The 13568-nt window shown below is 65.1% G+C and carries 12 protein-coding genes; 11 read left to right on the top strand and 1 reads right to left on the bottom strand.

The window, feature by feature from the left end; genetic code table 11:
- Nucleotides 1-28 precede the first annotated feature (28 nt).
- Together iolG and EN852_RS23415 are read left to right on the top strand one after the other, a co-directional pair.
- Nucleotides 29-1021, top strand: coding sequence for an inositol 2-dehydrogenase (gene iolG, locus EN852_RS23420; protein WP_127877381.1), 993 nt, complete (start codon nucleotides 29-31; stop codon nucleotides 1019-1021).
- A 34-nt stretch (nucleotides 1022-1055) separates the two neighbouring features.
- Nucleotides 1056-1994: a sugar phosphate isomerase/epimerase gene (locus EN852_RS23415; RefSeq protein ID WP_127877379.1), complete on the top strand. Its 939-nt coding sequence runs from the start codon at nucleotides 1056-1058 to the stop codon at nucleotides 1992-1994.
- A 76-nt stretch (nucleotides 1995-2070) separates the two neighbouring features.
- Here EN852_RS23415 and EN852_RS23410 read toward each other — a convergent pair whose 3' ends face one another.
- On the bottom strand, nucleotides 2071-3180 hold the full coding sequence (locus tag EN852_RS23410) for a Gfo/Idh/MocA family oxidoreductase (protein WP_127877377.1): 1110 nt from the start codon (nucleotides 3178-3180) through the stop codon (nucleotides 2071-2073).
- A gap of 158 nt (nucleotides 3181-3338) precedes the next feature.
- Here EN852_RS23410 and EN852_RS23405 point away from each other — a divergent pair, with 158 nt between their 5' ends.
- The 9 genes from EN852_RS23405 (at nucleotide 3339) to phnN (ending at nucleotide 13470) form a co-directional block, all read left to right on the top strand.
- Nucleotides 3339-4184, top strand: coding sequence for a MurR/RpiR family transcriptional regulator (locus tag EN852_RS23405; protein ID WP_189546120.1), 846 nt, complete (start codon nucleotides 3339-3341; stop codon nucleotides 4182-4184).
- A 151-nt stretch (nucleotides 4185-4335) separates the two neighbouring features.
- Nucleotides 4336-6270, top strand: a complete 1935-nt coding sequence (gene iolC, locus EN852_RS23400; RefSeq protein WP_127877373.1) for a 5-dehydro-2-deoxygluconokinase — start codon at nucleotides 4336-4338, stop codon at nucleotides 6268-6270.
- Between the two features lie 53 nt (nucleotides 6271-6323).
- Nucleotides 6324-8174 carry a 3D-(3,5/4)-trihydroxycyclohexane-1,2-dione acylhydrolase (decyclizing) gene (iolD, locus tag EN852_RS23395; protein ID WP_127877371.1) on the top strand — a complete coding sequence of 617 codons (1851 nt, stop codon included), beginning with the start codon at nucleotides 6324-6326 and terminating at the stop codon, nucleotides 8172-8174.
- A gap of 151 nt (nucleotides 8175-8325) precedes the next feature.
- On the top strand, nucleotides 8326-9240 hold the full coding sequence (gene iolE / locus EN852_RS23390) for a myo-inosose-2 dehydratase (RefSeq protein WP_127877369.1): 915 nt from the start codon (nucleotides 8326-8328) through the stop codon (nucleotides 9238-9240).
- A gap of 82 nt (nucleotides 9241-9322) precedes the next feature.
- The gene (locus EN852_RS23385; protein ID WP_127877367.1) at nucleotides 9323-9535 is read left to right on the top strand and encodes a DUF3329 domain-containing protein; all 213 of its coding nucleotides are present in this window, start codon (nucleotides 9323-9325) and stop codon (nucleotides 9533-9535) included.
- A gap of 383 nt (nucleotides 9536-9918) precedes the next feature.
- Nucleotides 9919-10731 carry a 5-deoxy-glucuronate isomerase gene (gene iolB / locus EN852_RS23380; protein WP_127877365.1) on the top strand — a complete coding sequence of 271 codons (813 nt, stop codon included), beginning with the start codon at nucleotides 9919-9921 and terminating at the stop codon, nucleotides 10729-10731.
- 233 nt (nucleotides 10732-10964) lie between these two features.
- Nucleotides 10965-11672 (top strand): DUF1045 domain-containing protein, encoded by a 708-nt coding sequence (locus EN852_RS23375; protein ID WP_127877363.1) that lies wholly within the window; start codon nucleotides 10965-10967, stop codon nucleotides 11670-11672.
- Between the two features lie 35 nt (nucleotides 11673-11707).
- The gene (locus tag EN852_RS23370; protein WP_127877361.1) at nucleotides 11708-12847 is read left to right on the top strand and encodes an alpha-D-ribose 1-methylphosphonate 5-triphosphate diphosphatase; all 1140 of its coding nucleotides are present in this window, start codon (nucleotides 11708-11710) and stop codon (nucleotides 12845-12847) included.
- Nucleotides 12844-13470 carry a phosphonate metabolism protein/1,5-bisphosphokinase (PRPP-forming) PhnN gene (phnN, locus tag EN852_RS23365; RefSeq protein ID WP_189546118.1) on the top strand — a complete coding sequence of 209 codons (627 nt, stop codon included), beginning with the start codon at nucleotides 12844-12846 and terminating at the stop codon, nucleotides 13468-13470. Before EN852_RS23370 ends, phnN begins: the two co-directional genes overlap by 4 nt.
- Nucleotides 13471-13568 lie beyond the last annotated feature (98 nt).

Genomic DNA, 13568 nt, shown 5'->3' with positions numbered 1-13568 from the left:
GGGACGGCCGCACAGGAAAGTTGAACGCATGATGGATGTTTGTCTGTTCGGGGTGGGACTGATCGGAAGGGTGCATGCCGGCAATCTCGCGCGCCACCCGAAGGTGCGGCTGCGCTATATCGTCGATCCCAACCGGGAAGCCGCCGCCAAGGTCGCGGCCGCGACTGGCGCCGAGATCGCCGACACCGAGACCGTGATGAACGACGCGTCGGTGAGGATGGTGTTCATCGCATCGGCGACGCGCACCCACGCAGACCTCGCCATGGCAGCGGCGGCGAAAGGCAAGGCGATCTTCTGCGAGAAGCCGATCGACCTCGACCTCAAGCGCACCGACGAGTGCCTGGCCGCGGTCGCGAAGGCCGGCGTGCCGTTCCAGATCGGTTTCAACCGCCGCTTCGATCCGAGCTTCCGCGCGTTGAAGGAGCGCCTCGACGGCGGCGAGATCGGCGCCGTCGAGCAGGTCATCATCACCAGCCGCGATCCCGAACCCGAAACCGAGGAAGCGCTGGCCGGCGGCGGCGGCGTCTTTCGCGAGATGACCATCCACGACTTCGACATGGCGCGGAACATGCTGGGCGAGGAACCGGTCGAACTGTTCGCGACCGGCTCCTCGCTGGTGGCGCCGCAATACAGGAAGCTCGGCGACTACGATACCGCGATGTTCATCCTGCGAACAGCATCGGGGCGGCAATGTCACATCAACAACAGCGTCAGGGCCGCCTATGGCTACGACCAGCGCATCGAGGTGCATGGCGCCGACGGCATGCTGCAGGCCGGCAACCGGCTGCCGACCTCGGTGGAAATGTATGGCGGCAAAGGCATATCGCGCGACAAGCCCTACTACTTCTTCGTCGAACGTTATGCCGAATCCTACGCCGCGGAGATCGACCACTTCATCAGCTGCGTCGAAACCGGCAGCAGCCCGGCGGTCACGGCCAGCGACGGCCGCAAGGCCATGATCCTCTGCGAGGCGGCGCTTGCGTCGGCCCGGTCCGGCCGGTTCGAGCCGGTAAAGCTCTGAGCGGCTGGTCTGAAATCAAGCGGGAGTTCCGACAATGAAGATCGGCATGATCACCGACAGCCTGGGCAACCTGTCCTTCGACGAGATGCTGCGCGCCTCGGCCGAACTCGGGCTGGAGACGCTGGAATTCGCCTGCGGCAACTGGTCATCGGCGCCGCATATCGATCTGGCGGCGATGCTGGAAAGTGCTGCGGCCCGCGCCGAATTCGTCGCCAAGGTCCGCGACCACGGGCTGACGATCGCGGCGCTCAACTGCTCGGGCAACCCGCTGCATCCAGGACCGCAGGGCAAGCAGCACCGGCAAGTGACCGAGGACACGATCCGGTTGGCGAGCCTGATGGGCATCGACCGCGTGGTGATGATGTCCGGGCTGCCCGGAGGGCCGGGCGACGCCAACCCCAACTGGATCATCACCGACTGGCCGCCCGAATGCGCCGACATGCAGCGCTACCAGTGGGACGAATGCATCATCCCTTACTGGCGCGATCTGGTGAAATTTTCGAACAATCTCGGCATCGGCAAACTGTGCCTGGAACTGCACGGCCATCAGGCCGTCTACAATGTGCAGACGCTGTTTCGGCTGCGCGAGGCCGTCGGCGAGACGGTCGGCGCGAACTACGATCCGAGCCATCCGATGTGGATGGGCGCCGATCCGATCGCCGCCGTGCGCAAGCTTGGCTCGGCGATCTACTATGTCCACGCCAAGGACACGCGCGTCGAGCCGGTGCCGGCCGGCATCGACGGCGTGCTCGATGCGCGGCCGCCAACGCTGTTTGCCGAAAGGGCCTGGAACTACATCACGCTCGGCTACGGCCATGGCGAAACATGGTGGCGGCAGTTCTGCACCGCGCTGAAGCAGGCCGGCTACGACGACGTGCTCTCGATCGAGCACGAGGACATGATGCTGTCGCCGATGGAAGGCATGCGCAAATCCGTGGCGCTGCTGCGCAACGTCGCCATCAACCTGGCTTGAGGCGGCCGATCCGAGGCGTCGTCGCCCAGACCGGTGCCGCCACCGGTGCCGGCCGTCGCGCCGGTTTTCGGCTCGATCATCTCACATCGACCCAGCGCTGTTCCTGGAACGAGCGCGCCATGGCATGCACGGTGCGCTCGATCTCCAGCCCCTCGTCGAAGTCGATGATGCGGGCCGGCTTGCCGGCGATGCGCGTCAGAAGCTCGCGGCATTCGATCATCTTGAGGTCGTTGAAGCCGAGGCCATGGCCGGGCGCCGGCAGGAAGGAATCATAGGGCTTATGGTGCGGCGCCACCAGGATGGTGCGGTAGCCCTGCTCGGTCGGCCGGTCGGCGGTAAGATAGAGCTGGAACTCGTTCATCCGCTCCTGGTCGTAGAGGATCGAGCCCTTCGAGCCGAAAATCTGGATGGCGATGCGGCCCTTGCGGCCCCAGGCCGAGCGGTTGACCAGCAGCGTGCCGGCGACACCGTTCTCGAGATGCATCAAGACGCTGGCGATGTCGTAGGTCTCGACGGCGCGGCGGGCGCCGGATGCGGTCTTGCGGTCGGCATAGGGTTTGGCCATGTCGCACATGACGCCGGAAACGCGGCCGAACAGCGCCTTGATCAAGGACAGCGGATGCACGGCGAAATCGTCGAGCGCGCCATAGCCGGCCGAAGCCTCGTGCTTCCAGAAGAACGGTGCTTCCGGGTCGGCCATGAAATCCTCGTCCATCTCGATGCGCAGGAGGTTGACGTCGCCGATGATCTTCTCTTCGAGCAGCGCGCCGATGTGGCGGATGGCGGGGTTCTGGATGTAGTTGTAGCCGAGCACGGCGACCTTGCCCGATTGTTTAGCGGCCTTCGCCATCGCTTCGGCTTCGGCAAAGCTCGGCGCCATCGGCTTCTCGCACCACAGATGCTTGCCGGCTTCGAGGATGGCGATCGCCATTTCCGGATGGAACTGGTTGGGCGTGGTCAGCGAGACGACATCGACCTCCGCGTCGTTGACCACGGCGCGCCAGTCGCCGGAGCCCTTGGCGAAGCCGAACTCGCCGGCCTTGCGCCTGGCAAGCTCGTCATTCACCTCGCCCAGATGCACCAGTCTCGGCTTCTCGACATCGGGAAAGACGGTGCCCACCGCGTTCCAGGCGATGGCGTGGCACTTGCCCATGAAGCCCGTGCCGATGAGGCCCACTCCGACCATGTCGATTGTCTCCGAGACGCAGTAAGAATTGACATGGATGAATTAGTCCATTTTTGCTGCGAATGGAACATACAAATCATTTTTTATGGTGTTCTTGCGCGAACTCGCTATGATGAGGCAGGAGAGGGACAGACCTTATGGGCGCGGACGGAGCGACGATGGACGAACGGGTGCCTCGCGATTTCGAAACGCTGCGCGCGACGATCCTGGACAGGCGCGCGAGCCTGCCCAAACGCATCGCGCAGATCGCCGCCTATGCGCTCGACAACCCGGACGACATCGCCTTCGGCACGGCGGCGAGCATTGCCGCCTCGGCCGGCGTGCAGCCCTCGACGCTGATCCGTTTTGCCCAGCAGCTCGGCTTCGACGGCTTCACCAGCCTGCAGCAGGTTTTTCGCGAACGCCTGCGCGAGCGCAACTCCTCCTATGACGAAAGACTAGCCGCACTGCGCGCCAAGGCGGAGGAAGGCGCCGGCCACCGGGCAATCTTCGACGGCTTCGTCGCCGCCGCGAGCACCTCGCTCAGCGACATTTCGCGCGCGTTGAACGATGCGCATTTCCAGGAGGCGATCGCGCTCCTGGCGAAAGCCGAGACCATCTATGTGCTGGCCAAGCGCCGCTCCTATCCTGTCGCGTCCTACATCGCCTATGCGCTGGGCAAGCTGAAGATCCGCAACCAGCTGGTGGAATCTGCCGCCGGGCTGAACGCCGAGATGATCGGCTTCGCCACGCCGCGCGATGCCGTCATCGCCATCAGCTTCTCGCCTTACGCGCCCGCGACCATCGAGGAGACGCGGGCGATCGCCGAACAGGGCGTGCCGATCGTTGCGATTACCGACTCATCCTTCTCGCCGCTGGCGCAATTCGCCAAGATCTGGTTCGAGGTCGCCGAGGCCGATTTCGGCGGTTTCCGCTCGATCTCGGCAACAATGGCGCTGGCCATGGCGCTGACCGTCGCCGTCGGCGAGAAGCGCCGCGAAGCCGGGCGCCGGCGCAAGGGCTGAGCCTCGTAGCCGAGCGCTTTTCGCCTTGGGAACACTCATTCCATATTGACTATAGATTGGAATTAATATTTCATATTGGCCATAGACGCTGCCGCTGGCGCGCTGTCCAAAACGACGCTGCTCTGCACAACAAGGCCGATGGGAGGATCGAATGGGCGAAGCCGTGGAAGGGAAATACCCGCCGCTCGACGTCATCACCATCGGCCGCGCCTCGGTCGATCTCTATGGCCAGCAGATCGGCTCGCGGCTGGAGGACATCACCTCCTTCGCCAAGTCGGTCGGCGGCTGCCCGGCCAACATTTCCGTCGGCACGGCGAGGCTCGGGTTGCGCTCGGCGCTGCTGACGCGCGTCGGCGACGAGCAGATGGGCCGCTTCATCCGCGAGCAGCTCCGGCGCGAGGGCGTCTCCGTCGACGGCCTGAAGACCGACAAGGAGCGGCTGACGGCGCTGGTGCTGCTTTCGGTGGAGAGCGAAGGCGTCTCACCGATGATCTTTTATCGCTCCGACTGCGCCGACATGGCGCTGGCCGAAGAGGACATCGATGAGGCTTTCATCGCGTCGGCGCGCTCGGTCGTCGTCACCGGCACGCATTTCTCGCGGCCCAACTCGGATGCCGCGCAGCGCAAGGCGATCCGCCTGATGAAGGCCAAGGGTGGCAAGGTCGTGTTCGACATCGACTATCGCCCGAACCTCTGGGGCCTTGCCGGCCATGCCGAGGGTTTCGAGCGTTACGTGAAGTCCGACCGCGTCTCGGCGCAGCTGAAGACGGTGCTGCCCGATTGCGATCTGATCGTGGGCACCGAGGAAGAGATCATGATCGCTTCCGGAGCCGACGATTGCCTGAGCGCGCTGAAGACGATCCGCGCTCTGTCGCCGGCCACGATCGTGCTGAAGCGCGGCGCCAAGGGCTGCATCGTCTATGACGGGCCGATCAGCGACGACCTCGAGGACGGCATCGTCGGCAAGGGTTTCCCGATCGAGATCTACAATGTGCTCGGCGCCGGCGACGCCTTCATGTCCGGCTTCCTACGCGGCTGGCTGGGCGGCGAGAGTTTTGCCACGGCCGCGACCTGGGCCAATGCCTGCGGCGCCTTCGCCGTGTCGCGCCTGCTTTGCGCGCCGGAATATCCGACTTTCGAGGAGCTGCAGTTCTTCCTAAAGAACGGCAGCAAGCACCTTGCGCTGCGCAAGGACGAGGCGATCAACCATATCCATTGGGCGACAACGCGGCGGCGCGACATTCCCTCGCTGATGGCGCTGGCCTGCGACCATCGCGTGCAGTTGGAAGATGTCGCGGCGAGAGTCGGCGCCGACGTTTCCCGCATCCCTGATTTCAAGGTGCTCACCGTCAAGGCGGCGGCCAAGGTCGCTGCCGGCCGCGACGGCTACGGCATGCTGATCGACGAGAAATATGGCCGCGATGCGATGTTCGAGTTCGCCCGCCATCCGTTCGCCTGGCTCGGCCGCCCGGTGGAGCTGCCCGGATCGCGGCCGCTGCGCTTCGAATTCTCGCAGGACATCGGTTCGCAGCTCACCGAATGGCCGGTCGACCATTGCATCAAATGCCTGTGCTTCTATCACCCGGACGATCCGGAAGCGCTGAAGGCCGAGCAGCAGCAGAAGCTGCGCGCGCTGTTCGAGGCGGCGAGGAAAGTCGGCCGAGAACTGCTGGTCGAGATCATCGCCGGCAAGCATGGCAAGCTCGACGACACCACCATTCCGCGCGCGCTGGAGGAACTCTATACACTGGGCATCAAGCCGGACTGGTGGAAGCTGGAGCCGCAGGCTTCCGCAGGCGCCTGGGCGAAAATCGAACAGGTGATCGTCAAGAACGATCCATGGTGCCGCGGCGTCGTGCTGCTCGGGCTGGAGGCGCCGCAGGATGAGCTGGTCGCCGCGTTTGCCGCCACGGCGAATGCGCCGATCGTAAAGGGCTTCGCTGTCGGCCGCACCATCTTCATCAACGCCGCCGAACAATGGCTGGGAGGCCGGATGTCGGACGACGAGGCTGTCGCCGACATGGCGTCCCGCTTCGAACAGTTGACCGAAGCGTGGCTTGCCGCGCGCGGCCGCAAAGCGGCATAACAACACGGGCAGCATAAGAAAACGGCGTCAACGAAAGCCGGAGGAAACGACAAATGACGAAGACTGTTCGCCTGACGATGGCGCAGGCTGTGACCCGCTTTCTGTCCCGCCAGATGATGGAGATAGACGGCAAAAAGGTGCCTATCTTCGGCGGCGTCTGGGCGATCTTCGGCCATGGCAATGTCGCCGGCATCGGCGAGGCGCTCTACCAGGTCCGCGACGAGCTGCCGACCTTCCGCGCCCATAATGAGCAGGCGATGGCGCATGCGGCGATCGCCTACGGCAAGGCCAATTTCCGTCGGCGCTTCATGGCCGCGACCAGCTCGATCGGTCCAGGCGCGCTGAATATGGTGACGGCGGCGGCGCTCGCGCATGTGAACCGGTTGCCCGTCCTATTCCTGCCCGGCGATGTCTTCGCCAACCGTTTGCCCGACCCGGTGCTGCAGCAGGCGGAGGATTTCTCCGACGGCACGGCGAGCGTCAACGACTGCTTCCGCCCGGTATCGCGCTATTTCGACCGCATCACGCGGCCGGAGCAGATCATCCCGGCGCTCAACCGCGCCATGCAGGTGCTGACCGATCCGGCCGAATGCGGTCCGGTCACGCTGTCGCTCTGCCAGGACGTGCAGGCCGAGGCCTATGATTATCCGGAAAGCCTGTTTGCCGAGCGCGTCTGGACGCCGCGCCGGCTGCGCCCGGACCGCAACGAGTTGGCGGCCGCCGTCGCGGCGCTGAAGGGGGCGAAAAAGCCCCTGGTGATCGCCGGCGGCGGCGTTCTTTACTCGCAGGCCTCAAGCGAGCTCGCCAAGCTGGTGCAGGGCGCCGGCATTCCGGTCTGCGAGACGCAGGGCGGCAAATCCTCGCTGCCCGACGATCATCCGCTCAACATGGCCGCGGTCGGCGTGACAGGCACATCGGCTGCCAACCGGCTGGCGGAAGAGGCCGATGTCGTCCTTGCGGTCGGCACCAGGCTGCAGGATTTCACCACAGGCTCCTGGGCGCTGTTCAAGAATGCCGGCCGCACAATCATCGGCTTGAATACCCAGGTCTTCGACGCCGGCAAGCACTGGGCGCTGCCGCTGGTCACAGACGCCGCCGAGGGCTTGGCAGAACTGTCCGCCGCACTGAAGGGCTGGAAGGCCCCTGGCGCCTGGACCGACAATGCGCTGAAGGGCAAGAAGGAGTGGCAGGCCGCCGCCGCCAAGGTCACGGCCTCGACCAACGCCGCATATCCGTCGGACGCTCAGGTGATCGGAGCCGTGCAGCGCGCCATGGGTTCCGGCGTCACGCTGCTGCATGCCGCGGGCGGCCTGCCGGGCGAATTGCACAAGCTGTGGCAGGCCGGCGCGCCGGGCTCCTACCATGCCGAATACGGCTTCTCGACCATGGGTTACGAGATCGCCGGCGGTCTCGGCGTCAAGATGGCGAAACCCGACCAGGAGGTCGTCGTCATGGTCGGCGACGGCTCCTATCTGATGCTCAATTCCGAGATCGCCACCTCGGTGATGCTTGGCCTGAAGCTCACCATCGTGCTGCTCGACAATCGCGGCTATGGCTGCATCAACCGGCTGCAGATGGCGACCGGTGGCGCCAACTTCAACAATCTGCTCAAGGACGCGCGCCACGAGGTGCTGCCCGACGTCGACTTCGCCGCCCATGCGGCAAGCATGGGTGCCAATGCCGAGAAGGTCGCTTCGATCGCCGAATTGGAGACGGCGCTGGCCAAGGCGAAGAAGAACGACAAGACGACGGTGCTGGTCATCGACACCGATCCGCTGGTTTCGACCGAGGCCGGCGGCCACTGGTGGGATGTCGCCGTGCCGGAAGTCTCGTCGCGGCCGCAAGTGAACGCTGCGCGCAAAGTCTACGAAGAAAAGCGTCAGATGCAGAAGATCGGAGATTGAAGCTGACAGCGCAGATCCCCTACCTCCCCCTTGTGGGGAGGTCGGACCGAAGGTCCGGGTGGGGGTCGGCGCTGCCCCCTCCCCGCTGCCTTGCAGCGACCCTCCCCACAAAGGGGGAGGGTAGAAACGAACCGACATTTGGAGTGACGACTTGAAAGCCAAACTGGGCATGTCCCCCATCGCATGGTGGAACGACGATCTCGTGGAATTGAGCGATGACGTGTCGCTGGAGGAGTGTCTGCGCCAGTCGCGCTCGGCGGGCTTCACCGGCATGGAAAAGGGCCGCCGCTTCCCCGACGACCCCAAGGTGATGCTGCCGATCCTGAAGGAGGCGGATGTCACGCTTTGCGGCGGCTGGTTCTCCGGCACGCTGGTCAACGAGGAGCTGGCGAAGAACAAGGACCGCATCCAGCCGATGATCGACCTGTTCAAGGCGGTCGACGCGCCCTGCATCGTTTATGGCGAGGTCGGCCGTTCCATCCAGGGCGACCGCTCCAAGCCTTTGGCCACCAAGCCGAAACTTTCGGACGACGAGATGAAGGCCTATGGCCGCCGCGTCACCGAATTCGGCGAATGGTGCGCGGACCAAGGCATGCCGCTGTCCTACCACCATCACATGGCGGCGGTGGTCGAGACCGAGCCGGAGCTCGACACCTTCATGCGCCATTCCGGCGAAGGCATTCCGCTGCTGCTCGATGCCGGTCACCTCGCCTTTGCCGGCGGCGATGTGCTGCGCGCCATCGACAACCATCACAAGCGCATCAACCACGTCCATGTGAAGGACGTGCGCATGCGCGTGATCGACGGGCTCGACCGCACGAAACAGTCCTTCCTCGACGCCGTGGCGCTCGGCGCCTTCACCGTGCCGGGCGACGGCTCGCTCGATTTCGGCGCCATCGTCCAGCGCTTCGCCGATTATGGCTATGAGGGCTGGTTCGTGGTCGAGGCCGAGCAGGATCCGAAGAAGAACCCGCCGCTCAAGATGGCGCAGGTCGGTCACAAGGAGCTAATGCGGGTGATGACGGCCGCCGGCTATACGGTGGAGACGCAAGGGTTTCCGGCCTGAACGGCGGATTCGTCATGGATGATGGATTAGTCGGGGCGCGCGGTTTATCCGTTGTGCTTTGGGCAAATCCTGGATTGGCGCGATGAAAGACTATGAGCACCCCTTCTTCCGGCCGCTGTGGCGACGCATCGCCGTCGTCTCGGTCTGCCTCATCTGGTCGGTGATCGAGTTCGCCTCCGGCACGCCCTTCTGGGGCGTCATCGCTCTCGGCTTCGCCGGTTATGCGGTGTGGCAGTTTTTCTATCTCTACAAGCCGGCCGAGGAAGTGAAGCCCCCAGCCGAGCCGAAGGAATGAGTGGTCGATGGCGCGGACGTTTTGTGGGTCGGATACTTGTGCGTCCGGCGGATCGCTTGTGATGGCGATTGGCCCGAACGCCTCTCGCTTCGTCATCCTAGGGCGGAGCAAGGAGCGCAGCGACGCAGCGCAGACCCTAGGATCCATGCCATGACTTTGAAGGTAGTGTGACGGTGCAGAATTCTGCTCCGCTGCGCCCTTCGATTGAGGGAACGGCATGGATCCTAGGGTCTTCGCGACGGAGCTTCGCTCCTGCTTCGCCCTAGGATGACGAAGTTTTTGGAGGCCACGGCCAATCGCGAAGGTTTGCGCCGGACTCCTCAGCTGATGAAATCTCTGGGTCGCCAACCCCGCCAGAGCGAATAGGGATAGGAGAGACAAGAATGTCGAAACTCGTCGTCAAGGCCGACAAGGGCCACGGCCATGTCGCACATGTCACGCCGCAAAGCGCCGGCTGGACCTTTGTCGGGTTCGACCTGCATCGGCTGAAAGCGGGCGACACGGCGTCGAGCAAGACGGGCGATCGCGAGGTTTGCCTGGTCTTCGTCACCGGCAAGGGCAAGGCGACCGCCGGCGGCAAGGAACTCGGCCTGCTCGGCGAGCGCATGTCGCCCTTCGAGGGAAAGCCCTGGTCGGTCTATGTGCCGCAAGGCACGGAATGGTCGGTGACCGCCGACACCGAACTGGAACTCGCCGTCTGCTCGGCGCCGGGTTTGAGCGGCGGCCTGCCGGTGCGCGTCATCGGGCCTGACGATCTCGGCCAGGAGGTGCGCGGCAAGGGCACCAACACGCGCTACGTCACCAACATCCTGCCCGAGGGCAAGCCGGCGGACTCGCTGCTGGTGGTCGAGGTCATCACGCCCGGCGGCCATACGTCCAGCTACCCGCCGCACAAGCACGACCAGGACAATTTGCCGGCCGAATCCTATCTCGAGGAAACCTATTACCACCGGCTCAACCCGCCGCAGGGCTTTGCCTTCCAGCGCGTCTACACTGATGCCGACCGCAACGGCGTGCGCGAGCTGGACGAAGCGATGGCGATCGAGGACGGCGACGTCGTGCTGGTGCCGAAGGGCTATCACCCCTGCGCGGCCTGTCACGGCTACGACCTCTATTATCTCAACGTCATGGCCGGACCGAAGCGGACGTGGAAATTCCACAACGCGGCCGAGCATGAGTGGCTGATGAAGGCCTGACCGGCGGATTGGTCCAGCCGGGAGAAAATCATCGGCTAACGAGCCTGCGGCTGGACTTGCCTTCGAAAACCCATGAAAGCTTCGTCAATCCGTCATGGAAATCACCTATGGCAGCGGTTCCGGTGCATGTCGCCGCAAGCGCTCCGGCGTTTTTGGGCCTACGACTTGCCAGGACAATGACTTGAAGCGCGTCGCATGATCCTTCGGCGCGGCGCGCTTGACGAGGAACACCGATGCGCTACGCCATCTACTACACACCGGGGCAGGACGAGAAGCTGGCGCGCATTGCCGCCAACTGGCTGGGCCGTGACCCGTTCGGCGCGGCGACGCGGCCGGTCGAGGCGGTGGGCGATCTGTCCGCCGCCGAGGTCGCCTTCCACACCGCCTCCGCCAGGCGTTACGGGTTCCATGCGACGCTGAAGGCGCCGTTCCGGCTGGCGCCGAACGAGACGGAAGCCTCGCTGCGCGCCGCGATCGATGCTTTTGCCGAAGCAACGCCGCCCGTCGTCATCCCGCGCCTGGTCGTCGGGCAGATCGACGGCTTCTTCGCGCTGGTGCCGGAAACGCAGTTCGCGCCGCTCAACAGCTTCGCCGGCGAGGTGGTGCGCGCCTTCGACAATTTCCGCGCGCCGCTGACCGAGGCCGAGATCGAGCGCCGCAGCCCGGACGCGCTGAAGCCGGACGAGTTCCGCAACCTCTGCCAATGGGGCTATCCTTACGTCTTCGACACGTTCCGCTTCCACATGACGCTGTCGGGGCGTGTCGGGCCAGAGGAAAGCCCACGCCTTCGCGCAGCGATCGACGGCCTGTTCGCCGATGTGCTGCGCCAGCCGGTGCCGGTGGATGCGCTGACATTGTTCGTCGAAAGCGAACCCGGCGCGCCGTTCATGGTGCTTTCCCACCATGCGCTTGGCCGTGGCCAGGCCCGCAAGACCGCCTGATTTGACTGACCGACCGCCGAGATAGGACGCCTGAGATGACCGCCGAAACAGTTCTCACCAATGCCCGCATCGTGCTGCCCGACGAAATCGTCGAGGGATCGCTCCTGTTGCGCGACGGCCTGATTGCCGCCCTCGAGCCGGGCGCTGCCCGCACCGGCGAGGATATGGGCGGCGACTACATCATCCCGGGCCTCGTCGAGCTGCACACCGATCATCTCGAAGGCCACTACGCGCCGCGCCCGAAAGTGCGCTGGAACCCGATCGCCGCAGTGCTTGCCCATGACGCCCAGGTGGCGACCGCTGGCATCACCACCGTGCTCGACGCCTTGCGCGTCGGCATGGACGAGGACGCCGACCTGAAATCCGACGACGTGCGCAAGTTGGCCGACGCGATCGAGGACAGCGTGCGCCAGGATCGGCTCAGGGCCGACCATTTCATCCACCTGCGCTGCGAGGTCTCGGCGCCGGACTGCCTCGAGGCTTTCGCCAATTTCGAGACTGACGAGCGGGTGAAGCTCGCCTCGCTGATGGATCACGCGCCCGGACAGCGCCAGTTCGTCAACCTCGAGACCTATGCCTACTACTACCAACGTAAGCTGAAGCTGACCGACCGCGACTTCCAGAAATTCTGCGAGAAGCGGATGGTGGAATCGGCCCGCAATTCCGGCCCGAACCGGGTTTTCATCTCGGCCGCCTGCCGGGAGCGCGGCATCGTGCTGGCCAGCCATGACGATGCGACCGCCGGCCATGTCGACGAAGCGATCGAGCAGGGCGTGCGCGTCGCCGAGTTCCCGACGACGGAAGAAGCGGCCAAGGCCTCGAAGGCGGCGGGGCTCGGGGTGCTGATGGGGGCGCCGAACGTCATGCGCGGCGCTTCGCATTCCGGCAATGTCTCGGCGCGCACGCTTGCCGCCGACGGCCTGCTCGACATCCTGTCGTCGGATTACATCCCCTTCAGCCTGATCCAGTCGGCCTTCTTCCTCGGCGATGTCGTCGAAGGGATTTCGCTGCCGCAGGCGGTCGCCATGGTCTCGAAGAACCCGGCCGAAGCGGTCGGTCTCACCGACCGGGGCGTCATCGAGCCCGGCCGCCGCGCCGACCTGGTGCGCGTGCGCGTCGACGACCGCGTGCCGGTGGTGCGCACCGTGTGGCGGCAGGGCAGCCGGGTCGCATGATGGTCTCGGCCCTCATCGAGCGCGAGCTGACCAAGAGCCTGCCGATCCGCAACGGCGTCTTCGTCGCGGTGGTCGGCCCGAGCGGCGCCGGTAAGGATACGGTGATCGGCTACGCCAGGCAGCGCTTTGCCGGCGAGACGCGGCTGGAATTCGTGCGCCGCGTCATCACCAGGCCGAGCGACGCGGCAAGCGAGGACCACGACACGCTGGCCGACGCTGCCTTTGCCGAAGCGGAGGCCGACGGCGCCTTCTCGCTGTGCTGGGACGCGCACGGCCTGCGCTACGGCCTGCCGGCCGATGTCGACTGGGCCGTGGCAAACGGCCATGTCGCGGTCGCCAACGTGTCGCGCGCAGTCATCCCGGCGCTGCGCGAACGCTACGCCAACCTGGCCGTGGTCGAGATCACCGCCACGCCGGAAATCCTCGCCGAGCGGCTGGCCGCGCGCGGCCGTGAATCGCGCGGCGAGGTGCTTGCCCGCCTGGCGCGCAGCACCAGCGTCAAGCTGACGGGACCGGACGTCACCTCGATCGACAACAACGGCGACAAGGACATCGCCGGCGAACGCTTCGCCGAGGTGCTGCGCAAGGCGATGGCGTTCTCGGACCTGTCGGACATGATCTAAGATATTCAGGTGAGGCCGGCCTGCAAGTGGCGACTCCCTGCGCTTCCGGTGCTCACGTACTTAAGTACGCTCCGCTCCGGTTCTCGGAAGCCACCACT

The sequence above is a fragment of the Mesorhizobium sp. M2E.F.Ca.ET.209.01.1.1 genome, assembly GCF_004010375.2.
In the GTDB taxonomy this organism is placed as follows: domain Bacteria; phylum Pseudomonadota; class Alphaproteobacteria; order Rhizobiales; family Rhizobiaceae; genus Mesorhizobium.
Note: the sequence above shows the minus strand (reverse complement) of the source record. Positions and strands in the feature narration are given on the sequence as shown.